The following is an 18,103-nucleotide window of genomic DNA, read 5'->3' on the forward strand; positions in this document are numbered from 1 at the left end:
GCGGAAATATCCCGAGGCGGACAGCCGGTTCTTTCTGCGATGATCCGGGCGGAGGGATAACCCATGCACCGTCTGTTCGGTCCTTACCGATCCGTCTTCGCCATCCAGGGCAGCCGAGCCCTGTTCGTCGTCGCACTCCTCGCCCGGATCCCGGGCACCGCCAAGGGCATGCTGCTCACGCTGCACGTCGTCCTCGACCAGCAGCGCGGCTACGGCGCGGCCGGCGTCGTCGGGATGGCGCTGACACTCGGATTCGCGATCGGCTCGCCGATCGCCGGACGGATGGTGGACCGGCACGGACTGCGGCCGGTGCTGCTGGTGACCGGCCTCGCCGAGGCGCTGTACTGGGCGACCGCGCCCTCCCTCCCCTATCCCGCGCTCGTGGCGGCGACGTTCGCCGGCGGCGTGGTCTCGGTGCCGGTCTTCCCGGTGATCCGGCAGGCGGTGGCCGCGCATGTGCCCGGCGAGCTGCGGCGGCAGGCCTTCGCGCTGGACTCGATGATCGTCGAGCTCGCCTACATGGTCGGCCCGGCCGTGGCCGTGGTGGCCGTGACGGGTCTGCACACGGCGACGCCGTCGATGTTCGCGACGGCGGCGATGACCCTCGCCTCGATGGCGGGCCTCTGGCCGCTCGGCCGCATCCTGACGGCCGGTCGGGCGGCCGACCTCGGGGCGGAGCCCGGGTCGGCGGAGTCCGGGCCCGCGGGGCGGAAGGGGAAGACCGCCCGGCTGCCGCGCGGCACCTGGCTGAACCCGACGCTGGTGCTGGTCCTGGCCATGTGCACGGCCGCGAACCTGACGCTGGCCGGGACCGAGGTCTCCGTCGTCGCCAGCCTGCGGCAGCACGGCGAGACGCAGTGGGCGGGGCTGACCATCATCGCCTGGTGCTGCGCCTCGCTGGTCGGCGGCTTCTGGCACGGCTCGACGGCGCGCCCCCGCCGCCTGCCGGTGCTGATGCTCCTGCTGGGCCTCGGCACGATCCCCGTCGGGCTCGTCGGCGGCCTCGGCTGGCAGTGGACCGCGCTCGCGCTGATCCCCGCCGGGTTTGTCTGCGCGCCGACCATCGCGTCCACGGCCGAGGCGCTCACTGCGGCCGTCCCGGCCTCCGCCCGCGGGCAGGCGATGGGCCTGCAGGCGGCGGCGCTGACGCTCGGCGGCTCGCTGGGCGCGCCGCTGGCCGGTTCGCTGATCGACAGCTTCTCGCCGGTCTGGGGCTTCGCGGTCACCGGGGTGATCGGCACGGTGCTGGCCGCGCTCGCGCTCGGCCACGAGCGCTGGGCGGCGACCCGCGCCGGCCGGGTGCTCCCGGGTCTGATCCCGGCTCAGCTGCCCCCGGCGTCGGACGCGCCGGAGGCCCGGCCCAGGATGTCCGCCAAGTCGTAGCCGACGGGCTCGTCCAGCTGCCCGTAGGTGCAGCTCGCCGGCTCGCGGTCGGGCCGCCAGCGGCGGAACTGCGTGGTGTGGCGGAAGCGGTCGCCCTGCATGTGGTCGTATGCGACCTCGATCACCCGCTCGGGCCGGAGCGGCACCCAGGACAGGTCCTTGGTGCCGGTCCACCGGCTGGTCGCGCCCGGCATCCGCGAGCTCGCCTGCGCCTCCTCGTCCGCCCACTCGGCCCAGGGGTGCCCGGCGGCGGGATCCATGCGCAGCGGCGCGAGTTCGGCGACCAGCTCCTCGCGCCGCTTCATCGGGAAGGACGCGCAGACGCCGACGTGCTGCAGCCGCCCGGTGGCGTCGTAGAGGCCGAGCAGCAGCGAGCCGACGATCGGCCCGCTCTTGTGCTCGCGGTAGCCGGCGACGACGCAGTCGGCGGTCCGCTCGTGCTTGATCTTGAACATCACCCGCTGGTCGGGCGCGTAGGCGGCGTCCAACGGCTTGGCGATGACGCCGTCGAGCCCCGCGCCCTCGAACTGGTCGAACCAGCGGCGGGCCTCCTCGGGGTCGAGGGTCGCGGGCGCAAGGTAGAGCGGCGGCTCGACCGTCTCAAGGACCTCCGCGAGGGCGGCGCGGCGCTCCCGCTGCGGCACCGGCATCAGGTCCAGCTCGCCGAGGGCCAGCAGGTCGAAGGCGACGAAGGACGCCGGGGTCTGTTCGGCCAGCAGCCGCACCCGGGAGTCGGCGGGGTGGATCCGTTCCGTGAGCGCGTCGAAGTCGAGGTGGTCGCCGCGGATCAGGATGATCTCGCCGTCCACGACGCAGCGGGGCGGCAGCTGGGCCTCCAGCTGGGCGACCAGCTCCGGGAAGTAGCGCGTGAGCGGCTTGCCGGTGCGGCTGCCGATGACCGTCTCCCCGCCGTCGCGGTGGACCACCGCGCGGAAGCCGTCCCACTTGGCCTCGTACAGCATCCCCGGCGGGATCTTCGCGACGGACTTCGCGAGCATCGGCTTGACGGGCGGCATCACGGGCAGGTCCATGCCCCGATTCTGCGGCGCGCCCCGGCCTCCCGCACGGGCGGCGCGCCCGACGCGCGCCGACGGGCGCACAGCCCGGGTCCGTCCTACGGTGTGGTGCATGGGCGAGGCGATGGAGCTGCAGATCGGCGGACGCGCGGTGCGCGTCACCAACCCGGCCAAGGTCTACTTCCCGGACGCCGGCTACACCAAGCTGGACGTGGCCCGCTACTTCGAGGCCGTCGCCCCGGGCGCCCTGCGCGCCGTCCGGGACCGGCCCACCACGCTGCAGCGCTTCGTCGACGGGATCGGCGGCGAGGCCTTCTACCAGAAGCGGGTCCCCCGCGACCTGCCCGACTGGATCCCGAGCGCCCGGGTCACCTTCCCCAGCGGCCGCCCGGCGGACGAGATGTGCCCGACGGAGCAGGCAGCGGTGCTGTGGGCGGTCAACCGCGGCACCCTCACCTTCCACCCCTGGCCCGTGCGCAGCGCGGACACTGACCACCCGGACGAACTGCGCATCGACCTCGACCCGCAACCCGGCACCGACTTCTCCGACGCGGCCCGGGCGGCCCTGGAGCTGCGGAAGGTCCTGACCGAGCTCCACCTGACCGGCTGGCCCAAGACCTCCGGCGGCCGGGGCCTGCACGTCTTCGTGCCCATCGAGCCCCACTGGGACTTCGTGGAGGTCCGCCACGCCGTCATCGCCATCGGCCGCGAACTCGAACGCCGCATGCCCGACCGGGTCACCACCGCCTGGTGGAAGGAGGAGCGCGGCGAACGCATCTTCGTCGACTTCAACCAGACGGCCAGGGACCGGACCATCGCGGCCGCCTACTCCGTCCGTCCCTTCCCCAACGCCCCGGTCTCCGCGCCGCTGCACTGGGACGAGGTGAACCAGGTCAAGCCGGCGCAGTTCGACATCACCACCATGCCCGCCCGCTACGCCGAACTCGGCGACGTGCACGCGGACATGGACGCCACCCGGCACGACCTGACCGCCGCCCTGGCCCTGTGGGAACAGGACGTCACCGAGCGCGGGCTGGGCGACATGCCCTACCCGCCGGAGTACCCGAAGATGCCGGGCGAGCCCAAGCGCGTCCAGCCCAGCCGGGCGAAGCACGAACCCGACGAGGAGTGATGACGCGGCGTCATGCCGCGAGGTGCGCGGCCGACGCTCAGCGCAGGCGTTCCAGCAGGACCGCGACGTGGCTGTGGGCCGGGTCCTTGGCGGCCGTCAGGAGGGTGACCGGGCCGGCCTTGACGCGGGCGCGCAGGGACTTCAGGGCTGCGGCCGGTTCGGGGGCGTCGAGTTCCGCGAGGTAGCGGGTGCGGAACTCGGCGAACGCGGCCTCGCCCTCGTCCGTGGCGTGGTACCAACGGCGCAGTTCCGTGGAGGGGGTGACCGCCTTGTCCCAGTCGTCGAGCTCGGCCGCCTCCTTGGAGACGCCGCGCGGCCACAGGCGGTCGACCAGGATGCGGGCTCCGTCGTCCGGTTCCGGCGCGTCATAGACGCGGCGGACGCACGGGTTGGGGCGGGCTGCAGGGCTCATGCACCAAGTCTCACCCCGGCGGCACGTGTCAGCGAACCGGTACGGAGCCCGGGCGCGTCGATCCGCTGCCGAGGGCACGAATCCAGTGCTAGGGTCTGCGCGCCGAAACGAGCTATCCAGGGGGAACAGCGGCTATGAGCGCCAGCATTTCAGTCGACGCGGGGTCATCCGCAGGAGGGCGTAAGGGACTCGTCCTCGCGGCCATGATCTGTGCCGTGGCGATGACCTTCATCGACCAGACCATCGTCTCCATCGCCGCTCCCAAGATCCAGAGCGAGCTGCACCTGAGCGGCACCGGCGTGCAGTGGGCGGTCAACGCCTACCTGCTGGCCCTCGCCGCCTTCTTCGCCCTCGGTGGGCGCCTGTCCGACACGCTCGGACACACCCGGATGGCGGTGATCGGCGTCATCGTCTTCGCCGGCGCCTCCGGCCTGTGCGGTCTGACGCCGACCGGCTCGCTCGCGCAGACGTGGATCATCGTGTTCCGCGCCGTGCAGGGCGTCGGCGGCGCGTTCATGTACCCGGCCGCGCTGGCGATCGTCGTCAACACCTTCGACCTGCGCTCCCGCGGCCGCGCGCTCGCGCTGTTCTTCGGCATCGCCGGCGGTCTGACCGCCGTCGGCCCGATCCTGGGCGGCTACCTGACGGAGTGGACCTGGCGCGGCATCTTCTGGGTCAACATCCCGGTCGCACTGGTCGCGCTGCTGCTGATCGCGATCTCGCGCCCGAAGACCCAGTACCGCCCGGCGCCGATCGACTGGGTCGGCGTGCTGCTGATCGCCGCGGGCGTGGCGCTCAGCGTCTTCGGGTTCCAGCAGTCGCACGTCTGGGGCTGGACCAACCCGCTGATCGGCCTGTCGATCGCGGCGGGCGCGGTGCTGCTGGTGGTCTTCTTCCGCTACGAGCGCGGCCGGCCGTCCCCGCTGATCGACGTGGCGATCTTCAGCGACCGCACGTTCCGGGTGCAGTGCCTGATCCTGGGCATCTCGATGGCCGTCTTCCTGCCGATGTTCTTCTTCGCCAGCGAGTACGCGGCCGTCTCGCTCGGTCAGGACACCCAGAAGTCCGGCGTCACCCTGCTCTACTTCTTCATCGGCTTCGTGGTCACCTCGCAGCTCGGCGGCCGGATGCTGGACCGGGTCGGCGCCAAGCGGCCGATCTTCATGGGCTCGGTCATCGCGGCGGTCGGCTTCTACCTCTGGGCGAGCAAGGCCACCTCGCTCGACATCAACCAGCTCACCTGGCCGATCATCGTCTCCGGCGCGGGCATGGGCCTGATGGTGAGCCCGTCCAACACGGATGCCGTCAACCGCGCCTCCAGCGTCTCCTACGGCGAGGCGACGGGCATCACCCAGACGGTCCGCAACTACGCGTCCAGCCTGAGCTTCGCGGTGCTGGGCACCGTGATGATCTCGATCTTCCAGTCGCGGATCTCCGACTCGCTGGTCCAGCAGCACATGCCGCGCAAGGCGGCCGACGCGCTCGCGGCGTCCATCACGCACGGCGCCTACAGCGGCAGCGGTTCGGGCAGCAGCAGCTCCTCGTCCGGCATTCCGCCCTTCATCCGGGCGGACTTCGCGCACGGCGTCCAGTACGTCTTCTACATCATGTCCGGGCTGATGGCCCTGGCCGCGATCGTCGCGCTGCTCGGGCTGCGCGGCGGTGTGCAGGCCGCCCCGGCAACGGCGGAGGCGGAGGCCGAACACGCGACGGCCGAGGACTCGCCTGCGGCCTGAGCGATCGTCAACAAGGGCCCCACACCGCGTGCGGTGTGGGGCCCTCGCGTTCCCGGAGTCAGCCGTCGGCCAGTGCGGCGGCGGTGGCGCGGGCGAAGGCCTCGGGGTTGTCCAGCATGATGTTGTGGTCGCAGTCCGGGATCGCGACCAGCCTCACCCCGGCCGCGGCGAGTTCGGCCGCGCCGTCCGGGGCACCGTCAGCCTCCGGGTGGACGAAGGTGCGGGGCAGATCCAGCCCGAGCAGCTGTTCGCGCATCACCGGGTCGCTGCCGGCCGCCAGGGAGACGGCGCTGCGGTGGAGCGCGGTCAGACCGGCCAGACGCATGGTGGACCACCAGTGCGCGCCCACGTGGTCGCGGACCTCCCGCCAGCCCCCGGAGACGAACTCCTCCTCGCCGTAGGAGGCGATGCCGCTGGAGCCGACCCGGCCGCGTACCGCCGGCAGCGCGTCGAGGTTGGCGTCGACCAGCACCAGCCGGGCGACGAGCGAGGGATGACGGGTCGCCAGCACGATCGCCACCGAGCCACCCATGCTGTGGGCGATCACGTCCGCGTCCGTCACCTCGGCGGCGCGCAGCGCCGCCGCGAGCGTGTCGGCGTGCGCCTCCAGCGTGTAGGGGAAGTCCTCGGGGCGGTCGCTGATCCCGAAGCCGAGCAGGTCCACCAGCAGGGATCGGGGCCCGGCCAGGGCCGGGTGGACGGCCGTCGCGGCGAAGTAGGGGCCCGAGGAGGCGCCGAGGCCGTGCAGATAGACCCGGGGCCGCCCCTCGCCCGAGCCGGGCAGCTCGATCCACCGGATCCGGTCGCCGGCCGGGGTCACCTGGGCGTCGTGCATCGTTCCTCCGCGATCGTCGTTTCGGTGCTGCGTCACTGTGCCAGCGTGTCAGGGACCCGTCGAACCCTTTTCCCTGCGGGCCCGGAACGCGGCCGCCTTGACCCGGTTCTGACAGGCCGTCGAGCAGAACTGCCGGCCGGCGTTGCGGGAGGTGTCGACGTGGACGCGGTCGCAGTGGGGGGCCGCGCAGACGCCAAGGCGGCCGGCGTAGTCGCCGCCGACGGCCATGGCCAGACCGGTCGCGCAGCCGGCGCTCCAGCCGATGGCGTAGGAGTCGTCGCCGCCGTGGAAGTGCACCTGCCAGGGCTCGCCCGGCGCGCGGTCGAGCTGGGGTCGCGCTCCGCTGTCGCGGAGCAGCGCGTTGAGCGCGTGCGCGGCGTCGTCGAGACGGTCGGCGGCGACCGCCTCGAAGACGGTGCGCAGTGTGCGGGCGGTGGCGGCGAGGTGGTCGGCCGCCTCGGGACCGAGGTCCGCTCCGGCGTTGAGCACGGCGCGGACGGCGCCGACGCGCTCGACGCCTTGCGGTGCGGTGTAGGGGCGGCCGCGTGCCTCGCCGTCGGTGAGTGCGTTGACGAGCGCGACCGAGGCGTCGAGCAGGGTCCGCATGTGACTGTCGAACAACACTTGACCAGTTACCTTTCGCCCGCCTACGGTGACCCCACCGGCTACATCACTGACAATAGCCGATTCACCAGTGACGCGAGGAGTGAATGTGGCGCGCCCCGAAACTCTGCCCCGTACGGTCCGGCTGCTTCTTCTCGCCCGGGTCGTGAACCGGCTCGGCGCCTTCTCTCTGCCCTTCCTCACCGCGCTGATCTGCGCCGACCACGGCGCGAGCCTGACCACCGCCGGTCTGGTCACCGCCGCGTTCGGCCTGGCGACCATCCCGTCCCGCCTGGCCGGCGGGCGGCTGGCCGACCGGATCGGCCGACGGACCACCATCGTGCTGGGGCTGTGCGCCTGCGCGGTGGCCCAGACGGCGATCGCCGCGTCGCGCTCGCTCGGCTGGGCGATCGCGGGCGCGGTGCTGCTCGGGCTCGCCTTCGAGCTCTACGAACCACCGAGCCAGGCGATCATCGGCGAGTCGGTGCCGCCGCACCAGCGGGTCCGCGCCTTCAGCCTGTTCAGCGCCGCGCTCGCGGTCGGCGGGATGGGCGCCGGACTGCTCGCCGCGCTGCTCGGCCGGGTCGACCTGCGCTGGCTCTTCGTCGTCGACGCCGCGAGCTGCCTGGCCTGCGCGCTGGTCATCCGGCTGGCCCTGCCCAGGGACCACCCGACGGGGCCGCTCGGAGCCGGAGCGGAAGCGGCCGAGGAGGCGGGAGCGACAGGAGGGGCGGCGGCGCGGGTGCGGCCGCTGCGGGACCGGGCCCTGCTCAGCATCCTGGCCACCGGCACCGCCTACGCCCTGATCAATCAGCAGACGGTGATGTCGCTGCCACTCGCGTTCGCCCGCGAGGGCCGCCCGGCCGCCGACGCGGGGCTGCTCTTCACCGCCGCGGCGGCCACCACCGTGCTCGCCCAGCCGCTGGTCCGACTGCCCCGGATCTCCCGCCTGTCGACCCCCACCGCGCTGGCCCTCGCCCATCTGCTGCTCGCCGCCGGGCTCGTCGGCTACGCGCTGCTGCGTTCCCTGCCGGCGCTGCTCGCCGCGGCGGCGGTCTGGAGCCTCGGCGACCTGCTGGTGATGGGCCGCGCCTACGCCCTCGTCACCGACCTGGCACCGGCCGGCGGCACGGGCCGCTACCTCGCCGTCTTCGGCACCAGTTGGGGCGTCGCCGCGACGCTGGCGCCGGTGCTCGGCACCCAGCTGCTCGCCCACGCGGGGACCACGGCGCTGTGGTCGACGACAGCCGCGCTGTGCGTGCTGCTCGCCGGGCTGCACCTGCGGGTGACCCCGCAGGTGCAGCCCGGTGGGGTGGCGCCACGTCACACGTCCGAACGTGCACCCCGCGCCGCCGCCGCACAGTCGGGCTAGGGTCGTGCTGCGCACACGACGTGCCCGCGAGGAGGATCTGCGATGACCGTCGCGACCGAGCTGCTCAGTGACGCCTTCGTCAGGGTCAAGGAGATCGTGCACGAGGCCGCCGCCGACCTGACGCCCGAGCAGCTGGCCTTCCAGCCCGACCCGGCCGCCAATTCGATCGCCTGGCTGGTCTGGCACCTCACCCGGGTCCAGGACGACCACGTCAGCGAGCTGGCCGAAAAGCCGCAGGCCTGGACCGATCTCGGCTGGCGGGAGCGCTTCGCGCTCCCCTTCGGGCCCGGTGCGACCGGCTACGGCCAGAACGCAGGCCAGGTCGCCTCCCTCGAGGGCGTCGACGCGGAGCGGCTGCTCGGTTACCACGACGACGTCCACGCCCGCACGGTCGCTTTCCTCTCCGGCTCCGGCGGCCATCACCTGGACCGGGTCGTCGACGCCTCCTGGGACCCACCGGTCACGGCGGCGGTCCGGCTGGTCAGCGTCGTCTCCGACGACCTCCAGCACGCCGGGCAGGCCGCCTACGTACGCGGCCTGCTGGAGCGGGCCCGCTGACGACGGGTCACGGCCCAGCCGGGCCGACCTCGGCAGGCTCGGCCGCCCCGTTGAGCAGGGCCAGCTCGCGCTCGCTCAATGGCAGAGCGGCGGCGGCGATGTTCTCGGCGAGGTGCGCCGGGTCGGCCGTGCCCGGGATCGCGAGCACGTGCGGGCCGCGGTGCAGGGTCCAGGCCAGCCGCACCTGGGCGGGCGTGGCGCCGTGGGCGGCGGCGACCCGCTGGACGCGCGCGTCCTGTTCCGGGGCGGCGGCCGCCTCGCGGCGGAGCCCGGACAGTGCGAAGAAGGGCACGAACGCGATGCCCAGCTCCCCGCACAGGTCGACCAGCCCGCTCTCGTCGGCTGTGCGCGCGTCCAGGCCGTAGGAGTTCTGCACGCACACCACCGGCGCGATCGCCCGCGCCTCGGCCACGTGCCCGGGCTCCACGTTCGACAGCCCGAGGTGCCGGATCAGTCCGGCGTCTCGCAGCTCTGCGAGCGCGCCGAAGTGCTCCGCGACGGAGGTCACGGTGTCGCCGTTGCGGCGCAGGTTGACCACGTCCAAGTGGTCGCGGCCGAGTTGGCGCAGGTTCTCCTCCACCTGGCCCCGCAGCTCGTCCGGGCGTGCCATCGGCAGCCACTCCCCCGAGGGGGCGCGCCGCGGCCCCACCTTGGTGACCACCACGACGTCGTCCCGCCAGGAGTCGAGGGCCCGGTTGATGAGCTCGTTCGCCGAGCGCAGCGGCGCGAAGTAGAACGCGGCCGTGTCGATGTGGTTGACGCCTTGCTCCACCGCGCCGCGCAGCAGCCGGACCGCGAGGTCGCGGTCGATGGGCGGGCCGTCCGAGTTGCCGAGGGCGCCGTTCCCCGTCAGCCGCATCGCGCCGTAGCCGAGGCGGTTCACCTCCAGATCGCCGAGCTTCCAGGTGCCTGCCGCCGTCGCGTCCATCTGCTCCCCCTCATGCTGCCGATCCGTCCGATGCAGGAGTATGCGCAGTTCAGGAGGGCGACAACAGGCCTGATCGCTGGGCGAAAGCTCACACCCTGATCGGGAACGAACGGTCCCGCCCTGCCCGTTGGATCTGGTGTCAGGTCAGCGAGCCTGCGCCGGTGAGGGAGTCGACGAGCGCGAGGGCGTCCTCGACGGACCCCGCCGGGTCCTCCAGCGGGTAGAGCACGCCGCGCACCGTTCGGGAGACGTCCAGCACCAGGGTCAGTCGCTTGAGCCGGTCCACGCCGCCCGCTCGGAAGGTGGGCAGGCGCAGCGTCGCCGCGAGACGCAGCTCGGCGTCGGAGAGGAGCGGGAACGCGATCCGCTCGTGCTCGGCGAACGCCGCGAGCTGGTCGGGGCGCTGCGTGCTGACCCCGTGCACGCGGACGTCGCGCTCGGCGAAGTCGGCCATCCGGTCGCGATAGGTGCACGACTCGAGCGTGCAGCCCCGGGCGCCGGGGATCTCGCCCCAGCCCGGCGGATAGTCCTGCCCGCCCGGCGCGTAGGCGCCGGGATAGCAGTACAGGACGGTCCAGGCCCGGTCGGCCGCGACCGGGTCGACGGGCGCGCCGTCCGTGCCGGCCAGTTCGAGTGCGGGCAGCCGGTGTCCGACGAGGGCGTGCACCCGGCGGGTCTCGGCGGAGTCGGTGGTGCTGGTGGCCGAGAGGGTGCCATCGCCCATGACGTGGCGCGATCCCCAGTCCTGAAGCGCCACCAGCACGGGCAGCAGGCCCCTCCCGGCGGGCGTCAGGTGGTACTCGTACCGCGGCGGATGCGGGTGGTAGAGCCGCCGCTCCAGCACCCCGTCCGCGACCAGGGCTTTCAGGCGCTCCGTCAGCACCTTGCGGCTGATGCCGAGTCCGTCGCGGAGCGCGTCGAACTGGTGCGAGCCGCCGGCCACGTCCCGGATCAGCAGCAGCGTCCAGGGATCTCCGACCACGGAGAGCGCCTGCGCGATCGAGCAGTCCGGGTCCCCCAGCTCTGTGTACCGCATGATCCATCAGTATAGTGAGTTCCGAAAAGAGACTCATTCCTTTCGATGGAGCTCAGACAGGGGGGCGTGGATGGCCACGGCAGTGGAGGGACAGGAGACGACGGCGGAGCGGCCGCCACGGAGGCGTGTCGGCGCGTTCTGGCGCTACTGGACCGCCTCCACGGTCAGCGGAGTCGGCGACGCCGTCACGGCGGTGGCGCTGCCCCTGGTCGCGGTGCTGACGCTGCACGCCTCGGCGTTGCAGGTCAGTCTGATCACCGCGGCGTCCTATGTGGCCTGGCTGCTCATCGGGTTGCCGGCGGGCGTTCTGGTCCACCGACTGCCGCTGCGCGGGACCCAGGTGGCCATGGACCTGCTCCGGGCGGTCGCGGTGGCGTCGGTGCCGCTGAGCGCCGCCCTCGGCGCGCTCGGTCTCCCCCAACTGATCGTCGTCGCCCTGGTGGTCGGGCTGGCGAGCGTGGTCTTCGACGTCGGCAACTCGACGTTCCTGCCCTCCATCGTCAGCAAGGACGAGCTGACCAGCCGCAACAGCCTCACCTCGGGCACCCGGGCCGCCACACAGCTCGGCGGCCCCTCCGTGGGCGGAGTGCTGGTGCAGTTGCTCGGCGCGGCCGCGTCGATCGTGGTCGACGCCGTCAGCTATCTCGCCTCCGCGGCGGTGCTGAGCACGCTGCCCCGGGTGGAGCACCCGGCGTCCGGGGACGCCCGCCGCGGCATGGGCGAGATGATCCGCGAGGGCTGGCGCTACGTCACCCGCCACCCGGTGATCGGTCCTTGCGCCGCGGACGCGACCGCCGTCAACTTCGTGTGCGGCGGCCTGATGGCACTGACCCCGGTGTTCCTGGTCCGCACGCTGGGCGCGCCGCCCGCCCTGGTCGGCCTGCTCATCGCGACCGAGGGGCTCGGCGCCCTGGTGGGCGCGGCGTTGACGCCCCGGATCGTCAGCCTGCTGGGCAACGCGCGGGCCCTGCGCTGGGCAGCTTTCGGCGCGCCCCTCTTCGTCGCCCTCATGGCAGCCTCGGGCCACTCGGCGCTGCTGGTCGTGTTCGCCGTCGGGAACGCGGGCTTCGCCGGGTCGGTGGTGGTGACGAGCATCGTGACCCGCACCTACCGCCAGACCGCCACCCCGCCTGAGCTGCTGCCGCGGGTGATGGCGACGGTGCGCTTCGTCTCGTGGGGCGCGATCCCCTTCGGCGCGCTGGCCGCGGGTGGCGCGGCCACCCTGTGGGGAACGCGCACTGCGTTCGCGCTGATGGGCGTGTTGGCCGCCGTCAGTCCGGCGATCCTCTGGGCCGGCCCGATCCGCCGGATGCGCGAACTGCCCTGAACCGCGAGCCGATCAACCGATCAGCAGCGCCAGGGAGCCGTCGCGTTCGACCAGGGGGCGGACCTGGGAGAGGTCGGCAATCATCACGTCGGCCTCCAGCTCGTCCGGGTCGTGGCTGGTGGCGAGAGCCAGGGTGCGCATGCCGGCGGCGCGGCCGGCGGCCAGGCCGGCCGGGGTGTCCTCGATGACGAGGCAGCGGGCGGGAGCGACGCCGAGGCGTTCCGCCGCGGTCAGGAAGGCCTCCGGGTCAGGGTGGCCGCGGTCGACGTCCTCCGCGCCGACGAGCATGGGGACCGTCAGGCCCAGCGTGGAGAAGCGGCGCAGCGCGAGCGCCCGGGTGGTGGCGGTGACGACGGCCCAGCGGTCTCTGGGGAGCGCGGAGAGCAACTCCTCGGCGCCCGGCAGCAGCCGGCTGTTCGGGGCGTCGGCCAGCTCCAGCTGCTGGACCCGTGCGGCGGCCTCGGCCACCTGTGACTCGGGCAGGAGCTCGCCGATCACCTCGTGGACCCGTCGACCGAGGTAACCGACCTTGTCGAGCTGCTCCGGATCCAGGCCGGCCTCCTCGGCCCACTGGGCCCAGGAACGACGGACCGAGCCCACCGAGTCGATCAGGGTGCCGTCATTGTCGAAGAGGACGGCGTCGACGGTGAGCACGGCAGGTGCGGAGGAGTGTGCGGTCACGGAAGGGGATCGTCCCTCCTATCCGGGGAGCGGCCCTGTCCCAGCAGAGCCCTGACCCCTCCAGCCTCCCCGGCCACGGCCGTTCCTCCAAGAGGCTATGGTCCCGAAGGGTGCCGCAAAGGTCCCACCCGGCACCGCCGGGACCGCGCCAAGGCCGTTAGCCGTGACCGTACATCAGCGAACCCGGAGTGGTCAGCACCTCGCCCGTCTCGAGCCAGGTCTTCAGGCCCGAAAGTATCATCGGCCAGCCGCCGTACAGCTGGTCGTTGGCGCCCTCGCGGAGCTGGTCGTGGGTGACGGTGAGCCGGCAGGAATCCCCGACGGGCTCGATCTCCCAGGTGACGCGGGAGGTGCCCTCGGCCTTGGCCTCCTCGCTCCACAGGGCCCGCAGGCTCTGCACGAGCCGGCGCGGCGGCTCGACCTCGAGGGTGACACCCTCGCCCAGCGGGCGTTCGGCGCCCACCCCCGTCATGGTGAACGGCGCGCCGGGCGCGAGCTCGCCGACGATGCCGGCACCGAAGTTGTACTTGGCGCGGATCGCGGGATCCGTGATCGCCTCCCAGAGGCGCTCCGGGGTGGTGCGGATGTAGATCTCGAAGATCTTCTCCATGGTGGACTCCAGATCGCGTTTGAGACCGCTCAGCGCAGCCGCCCAGGGCTCGGCGAACTTGCTGACCCAACGGTCGTGGACCAATCGGATCGGGACGGGGTTGAGGAAGTGCAGCTTCTCCCGGCCCTGACGTCGGGTGACGATCAGGCCGGCCTCTTCCAGTTGCTTGAGGTGCTTCATCACAGCGAAGCGACTCGTCTCGAACCGTGCTTCCAACGCACTCAGCGTCTGGCCGTCGCTCTCGTACAGCGCGTCGAGAAGGGCGCGCCGGGTGGGATCGGCCAGGGCCTTGAAGACCTCGTCCACGCCACCAAAAATAGGTGACCATTCGGTCACATGTCAAGCGGTCCGTTAAATTCCCACCAGTGCACCTTGTGACCAGCGGCGATGTCAGGGCAGCATGTCCGCAACCTCCCCTTCGCACTGCGAGGTCCCACTGATCCCCGCACCGCACCCCGTAGAGGACGCCGCCCCCGCCGGCGCTCCTCCCGCCGCCCCCCTCGACGGGGTGGCACCCGCGGCGCCGCGTCGGCGCCGCACCCTGGCGGCCGTGGCCTGGCTGGTGGCCCTGGCGCTCGCCGGCGCGACCGGTGCCGCCTCTCCCTCCGAGGAGCTGGGCGCCTCCCGCACCGCGAACGCCGACCGCGTCGACGACCGCGTCGGCGCGCTCTTCTCGGACGGCCTGGCCGGCACCCACTACTGCAGCGCGAGCGTGGTGGACAGCCCCAGAGGGAACATGATCGTCACCGCCGCGCACTGCCTGAGCGGCGACGACTCCAACAAGGTCTTCGTGCCCGGCTACCGCAGCGGCTCGGCCCCGCTCGGCGTCTGGCAGGTCACCAACACGATCGAGGACCCGGCCTGGACCGCGACCGGCGACCCGGACGTCGACGTCGCCTTCGCCCTGGTCGCCCCGCTGGGCGGGCGCACGGTCCAGCAGGCGGTCGGCGCGAACCGGCTGGCGGTCGACGAGGGGTTCGACCACGTCGTCACCATCACGGGTTACCCCAGCGCGACGGATCTGCCGATCACCTGCTCGGACCTGGTCGACCGCTTCAGTTCGACCCAGATGCGGATCGACTGCACCGGATACAGCGACGGGACCAGCGGCAGCCCGTGGCTGATCCCGGGACAGGGCGGCCCCACCCACGACGAGGGCACGGTCATCGGCGTGATCGGCGGCTTCGAGACCGGTGGGTACACCGACGACATCTCGTACAGCTCGTACTTCGGCGACCGGGTCGGCGATCTCTACCGGGCGGCCGTGGCCGAGGACGCGAAGGGCTGAGACGGCCAAGCGCTGAGACGGCCAAAGGCTGAACCGGCCGAAGGCAGAACCGGCGAGGGCCGGGAGGCCCGAGGCCGGGAAGCCGAAGAGCCGGGAAAGGTCTCAGGCGCTGTTGCTGCCCGGATACCAGGCCAGCGCGTGGGCCTCGGCAAGGGTGTCACGCACCTGTTTACGGTAACGGCCGGCCTGTTGGGGATCAGATTCCGCCAAAGCGGCCGCCGCGAGCGCCGCGGCGGATGTGGACCAGGCGAGCAGCCGCACGGCGTCCTGCGACGCCGCGTCGAGCAGGCGTTCGTCGGGGAGTTCGGCCGCGTGTCTCGCCAGGAGGGTGGAGAGCACCCGGAGGTGGGTGCGCGTCACTGCCGGGGGCGGCAGGGGTTCGTTCGCATGACGTCCCACGTCAACGGCTCCAAAAGAAGAGCGAGGGTTCGTGGACTCATCATGGCGCAAATGCCACTGACATGTACGCGCATTGCTTCAATGAATACGCACACATTCCGCGTCTGATGATCACGAACCACAGCGTCCGCTTCCGGCGTGGACCCGTCGACACCAACCCACCACTCCCCTAGGCTCCGACCCACCAAACCCCGTCGTGAACAGGGAGCCCTCGCCCATGTCCGTCGAGCTCGATCCGGGTCTCTCCCACCGCCGCGGCGCGGCCGAACCGCCGCTGCCCGAGGCCACCGTGAGCGCCGACCTCGCCCGCACCGCCCGCGCCTTCCCCGACCACGACGCGCTGGTGGAGCGCGCGAGCGGACGCCGCTGGACCTACGCGGCGCTCGACGCCGCCGTGGACGAACTCGCCCGCGGCCTGCTGGCGGCCGGGGTGGAGGCGGGGGACCGGGTCGGGATCTGGTCGCCGAACTGCGCGGAGTGGGTGCTGACGCAGTACGCGGCGGCGCGCGCCGGGGCGATTCTGGTGAATCTCAATCCGGCCTACCGGCAGCACGAGATCGCGTACGCACTGCGGCAGTCCGGCACCAAGCTGCTGGTCTCCGCGACGCGCGTGAAGTCCAGCGACTACGTCGCGCTGGTCCAGGCGGTCCGGGACGACTGCCCGGAGCTGGAGCGGGTCGTCTTCATCGGCACGCCCGACTGGGAGGCGCTGGTCGAGGGCGGCGCCGCGGTCCCACTGTCCGCGCTGCGCGAGCGGGAGGCGGAGCTGTCCCCCGAGGACCCGGCCAACATCCAGTACACCTCCGGCACCACGGGCCGCCCCAAGGGCGCCACGCTCTCGCACCGCAACATCCTCGGCAACGGCTTCCAGGTGGCCGAGGTGCAGCGCTGGACGGAGCAGGACCGGGTCTGCGTGCCGGTGCCGTTCTACCACTGCTTCGGCATGGTGATGGCCAACCTCGGCGCCACCTCCCACGGTTCGTGCATCGTCGTGCCCGGCGCCCTGTTCGACCCGGTGGACGCGCTGGACGCCGTCCAGGCCGAGCGCTGCACGGTGCTGTACGGCGTGCCGACCATGTTCATCGCCGAACTCGCCCAGTTGGAGGCGCATCCGGGCCGCTGGGACCTGTCCACGCTGCGCACCGGCGTGATGGCCGGCTCCCCGTGCCCGGTCGAGGTGATGAAGCGGGTCATGGCCGAGATGGGCATGGCCGAGGTGACCATCGCCTACGGCATGACCGAGACCTCGCCGGTCTCCACCCAGACCCGCCCCGACGACTCCCTGGCGCACCGGGTCGCGACCGTCGGCCGGGTCCACCCGCACGTCGAGGTGAAGGTCGTCGAGCCGGAGTCCGGCGCGACCGTCCCGGTCGGCACCCCCGGCGAACTGTGCACCCGCGGCTACTCGGTGATGCTCGGATACTGGAACGAGCCGGAGCGCACCGCGGAGGCCGTCGACGCCGAGGGCTGGATGCACACCGGCGACCTGGCCGAGATGGCGGCGGACGGCTACGTCTCGATCGTCGGCCGGATCAAGGACATGGTGATCCGCGGCGGCGAGAACGTCTACCCGCGCGAGGTCGAGGAGTTCCTCTACACCCACCCCGACATCGAGGACGTCCAGGTGATCGGCGTGCCCGACGAGCGGTACGGCGAGGAGCTGATGGCCTGGATCAAACTCCGGCCCGGCGCGGCGGAGCTGACGGTGGAGCAGGTCCGCGAATTCTGCGCGGGCAAGCTGGCCCACTACAAGATCCCGCGCTACGTGCACCTGGTCGACTCGTTCCCGATGACGGTCACCGGCAAGATCCGCAAGGTGGAGATGCGCGAGGAGGGCCGCCGCCTCCTGGGGCTCTGACGCGGGGCCCTAGCGTCGCTGGACCAGGGCCGCGCCGAGCAGCACGATCACCGCGCCGACCGGGGTGTTCCAGTGCAGTGCCTCGCCCAGCACGGCCACGCCCGCCACGGTGGCCACCAGCGGGGTGACGTAGGTGACGGTCTGCGCGGTGGTCGGGCCGACCTCGGCCACCAGGCCGTACTGGAGCAGGAAGGCGAAGCCGGTGCCGAGAGCGCCGAGCGCCAGCACCGACAGCGTCGGGGCGAGCTCGACGCTCGCGGGCAGGTGCGTGCAGAACGCCGTGACGATCGCCACCTGAGCGGCGGCCAGCAGCAGTTGACCGGTGGTCAGGGTCAGGTGCGACTCGGTGCGGCCGGCCAGGGTGCGTCGGACCCAGATCCAGCCGATCGGGTAGCTGAGCGAGGCCGCGAGCGCCAGCGTCGCGCCCAGCGGGTCGACGCCGCGGAAGCCCTGCCAGGCGCCCAGCACCGTCAGCACGCCGAGGAAGCCGAGGCCGAGCCCGGCGACCCGCCGCCGGCTCGGCCGGTCCTCGGCGAGTGCGACGACGGACAGCACCATGCCCCACAGCGGCGAGGTGGCGTTGCAGATGCCCGCCAGCTGCGAGGGGATGCGCTGCTCGGAGTAGGCGAACAGCGCGAAGGGCAGCGCGTTGAGCAGGAACCCCGCCACGGCCAGGCGCAGCCACAGGCCGGCCCCGCGCGGCAGCGGCTGCCGCTTGACGGCGAGCACCACCAGCAGCACCGCCGAGCCCGCCACCAGACGCCCGAGGGTGACCTGCAGCGGCGCGAAGCCCCGGTTGCCGACCTTCATGAAAAGGAAGCTGAAGCCCCAGACGAGCGAGAGCGCGGCGAACTTGACCCGCCAGTCGAGCAGGCGACGGCGGGCCGGGGCGAGGCGGTCGGGAAAGGTGGCGGGGCGCGCGGGGGGGG

The 18,103-nt window shown here is 72.5% G+C and carries 18 protein-coding genes; 8 read left to right on the forward strand and 10 right to left on the reverse strand.

Going from position 1 to position 18,103, the window contains the following annotated elements; all coding sequences use genetic code 11:
• The first annotated feature begins 63 nt into the window (after positions 1 to 63).
• A complete protein-coding gene (locus tag DN069_RS34650; RefSeq protein WP_111507216.1) occupies positions 64 to 1,383 on the forward strand; it encodes an MFS transporter in 1,320 nt (439 codons plus the stop codon).
• On the opposite strand, the gene DN069_RS34655 is transcribed toward DN069_RS34650, so the two are convergent.
• Positions 1,323 to 2,414 carry an ATP-dependent DNA ligase gene (locus tag DN069_RS34655; protein WP_111507217.1) on the reverse strand — a complete coding sequence of 364 codons (1,092 nt, stop codon included), beginning with the start codon at positions 2,412 to 2,414 and terminating at the stop codon, positions 1,323 to 1,325. The two genes, DN069_RS34650 and DN069_RS34655, sit on opposite strands and share 61 nt — an antisense overlap.
• A gap of 109 nt (positions 2,415 to 2,523) precedes the next feature.
• On the opposite strand from DN069_RS34655, the gene ligD reads away from it, so the two are divergent.
• Positions 2,524 to 3,531, forward strand: a complete 1,008-nt coding sequence (gene ligD, locus DN069_RS34660; protein WP_111507229.1) for a non-homologous end-joining DNA ligase — start codon at positions 2,524 to 2,526, stop codon at positions 3,529 to 3,531.
• A gap of 37 nt (positions 3,532 to 3,568) precedes the next feature.
• On the opposite strand, the gene DN069_RS34665 is transcribed toward ligD, so the two are convergent.
• Positions 3,569 to 3,943: a DUF488 domain-containing protein gene (locus DN069_RS34665; RefSeq protein ID WP_111507218.1), complete on the reverse strand. Its 375-nt coding sequence runs from the start codon at positions 3,941 to 3,943 to the stop codon at positions 3,569 to 3,571.
• Positions 3,944 to 4,158: 215 nt separating this feature from the next.
• On the opposite strand from DN069_RS34665, the gene DN069_RS34670 reads away from it, so the two are divergent.
• Positions 4,159 to 5,679 (forward strand): MFS transporter, encoded by a 1,521-nt coding sequence (locus DN069_RS34670; RefSeq protein WP_279387947.1) that lies wholly within the window; start codon positions 4,159 to 4,161, stop codon positions 5,677 to 5,679.
• A gap of 58 nt (positions 5,680 to 5,737) precedes the next feature.
• Here the strand turns inward: DN069_RS34670 and DN069_RS34675 are convergent, their stop codons facing one another.
• Together DN069_RS34675 and DN069_RS34680 are read right to left on the reverse strand one after the other, a co-directional pair.
• Entirely contained in the window at positions 5,738 to 6,514 is a 777-nt protein-coding gene (locus tag DN069_RS34675) for an alpha/beta fold hydrolase (protein ID WP_111507220.1), read from the reverse strand.
• 48 nt (positions 6,515 to 6,562) lie between these two features.
• The gene (locus DN069_RS34680; RefSeq protein ID WP_243640164.1) at positions 6,563 to 7,138 is read right to left on the reverse strand and encodes a CGNR zinc finger domain-containing protein; all 576 of its coding nucleotides are present in this window, start codon (positions 7,136 to 7,138) and stop codon (positions 6,563 to 6,565) included.
• A gap of 88 nt (positions 7,139 to 7,226) precedes the next feature.
• On the opposite strand from DN069_RS34680, the gene DN069_RS34685 reads away from it, so the two are divergent.
• Together DN069_RS34685 and DN069_RS34690 are read left to right on the forward strand one after the other, a co-directional pair.
• Positions 7,227 to 8,489: an MFS transporter gene (locus DN069_RS34685; protein ID WP_243640166.1), complete on the forward strand. Its 1,263-nt coding sequence runs from the start codon at positions 7,227 to 7,229 to the stop codon at positions 8,487 to 8,489.
• A gap of 42 nt (positions 8,490 to 8,531) precedes the next feature.
• Positions 8,532 to 9,047, forward strand: a complete 516-nt coding sequence (locus DN069_RS34690; RefSeq protein WP_111507221.1) for a mycothiol transferase — start codon at positions 8,532 to 8,534, stop codon at positions 9,045 to 9,047.
• A gap of 7 nt (positions 9,048 to 9,054) precedes the next feature.
• Here DN069_RS34690 and DN069_RS34695 read toward each other — a convergent pair whose 3' ends face one another.
• Together DN069_RS34695 and DN069_RS34700 are read right to left on the reverse strand one after the other, a co-directional pair.
• Positions 9,055 to 9,975 (reverse strand): oxidoreductase, encoded by a 921-nt coding sequence (locus DN069_RS34695; protein ID WP_111507222.1) that lies wholly within the window; start codon positions 9,973 to 9,975, stop codon positions 9,055 to 9,057.
• Between the two features lie 139 nt (positions 9,976 to 10,114).
• Positions 10,115 to 11,011, reverse strand: coding sequence for a winged helix-turn-helix transcriptional regulator (locus DN069_RS34700; RefSeq protein ID WP_111507223.1), 897 nt, complete (start codon positions 11,009 to 11,011; stop codon positions 10,115 to 10,117).
• A 70-nt stretch (positions 11,012 to 11,081) separates the two neighbouring features.
• On the opposite strand from DN069_RS34700, the gene DN069_RS34705 reads away from it, so the two are divergent.
• Positions 11,082 to 12,338, forward strand: coding sequence for an MFS transporter (locus DN069_RS34705; protein ID WP_111507224.1), 1,257 nt, complete (start codon positions 11,082 to 11,084; stop codon positions 12,336 to 12,338).
• Between the two features lie 12 nt (positions 12,339 to 12,350).
• On the opposite strand, the gene DN069_RS34710 is transcribed toward DN069_RS34705, so the two are convergent.
• On the reverse strand, positions 12,351 to 13,019 hold the full coding sequence (locus DN069_RS34710; protein ID WP_243640167.1) for an HAD-IA family hydrolase: 669 nt from the start codon (positions 13,017 to 13,019) through the stop codon (positions 12,351 to 12,353).
• A 157-nt stretch (positions 13,020 to 13,176) separates the two neighbouring features.
• Positions 13,177 to 13,935 carry an ArsR/SmtB family transcription factor gene (locus DN069_RS34715; protein WP_111507225.1) on the reverse strand — a complete coding sequence of 253 codons (759 nt, stop codon included), beginning with the start codon at positions 13,933 to 13,935 and terminating at the stop codon, positions 13,177 to 13,179.
• Positions 13,936 to 14,137: 202 nt separating this feature from the next.
• Between DN069_RS34715 and DN069_RS34720 the strand changes: the two genes are divergently transcribed.
• Entirely contained in the window at positions 14,138 to 14,917 is a 780-nt protein-coding gene (locus tag DN069_RS34720) for a trypsin-like serine peptidase (protein ID WP_243640168.1), read from the forward strand.
• 102 nt (positions 14,918 to 15,019) lie between these two features.
• Here the strand turns inward: DN069_RS34720 and DN069_RS34725 are convergent, their stop codons facing one another.
• Positions 15,020 to 15,256 carry a hypothetical protein gene (locus DN069_RS34725; protein ID WP_133260142.1) on the reverse strand — a complete coding sequence of 79 codons (237 nt, stop codon included), beginning with the start codon at positions 15,254 to 15,256 and terminating at the stop codon, positions 15,020 to 15,022.
• A 277-nt stretch (positions 15,257 to 15,533) separates the two neighbouring features.
• Here DN069_RS34725 and DN069_RS34730 point away from each other — a divergent pair, with 277 nt between their 5' ends.
• A complete protein-coding gene (locus DN069_RS34730) occupies positions 15,534 to 17,174 on the forward strand; it encodes an AMP-binding protein (protein WP_111507227.1) in 1,641 nt (546 codons plus the stop codon).
• A 9-nt stretch (positions 17,175 to 17,183) separates the two neighbouring features.
• On the opposite strand, the gene DN069_RS34735 is transcribed toward DN069_RS34730, so the two are convergent.
• Positions 17,184 to 18,047, reverse strand: coding sequence for a DMT family transporter (locus DN069_RS34735; RefSeq protein WP_243640172.1), 864 nt, complete (start codon positions 18,045 to 18,047; stop codon positions 17,184 to 17,186).
• Positions 18,048 to 18,103: the final 56 nt, after the last annotated feature.

It is taken from the genome of Streptacidiphilus pinicola, from assembly GCF_003258295.1.
In the GTDB taxonomy this organism is placed as follows: Bacteria; Actinomycetota; Actinomycetes; order Streptomycetales; family Streptomycetaceae; genus Streptacidiphilus; species Streptacidiphilus pinicola.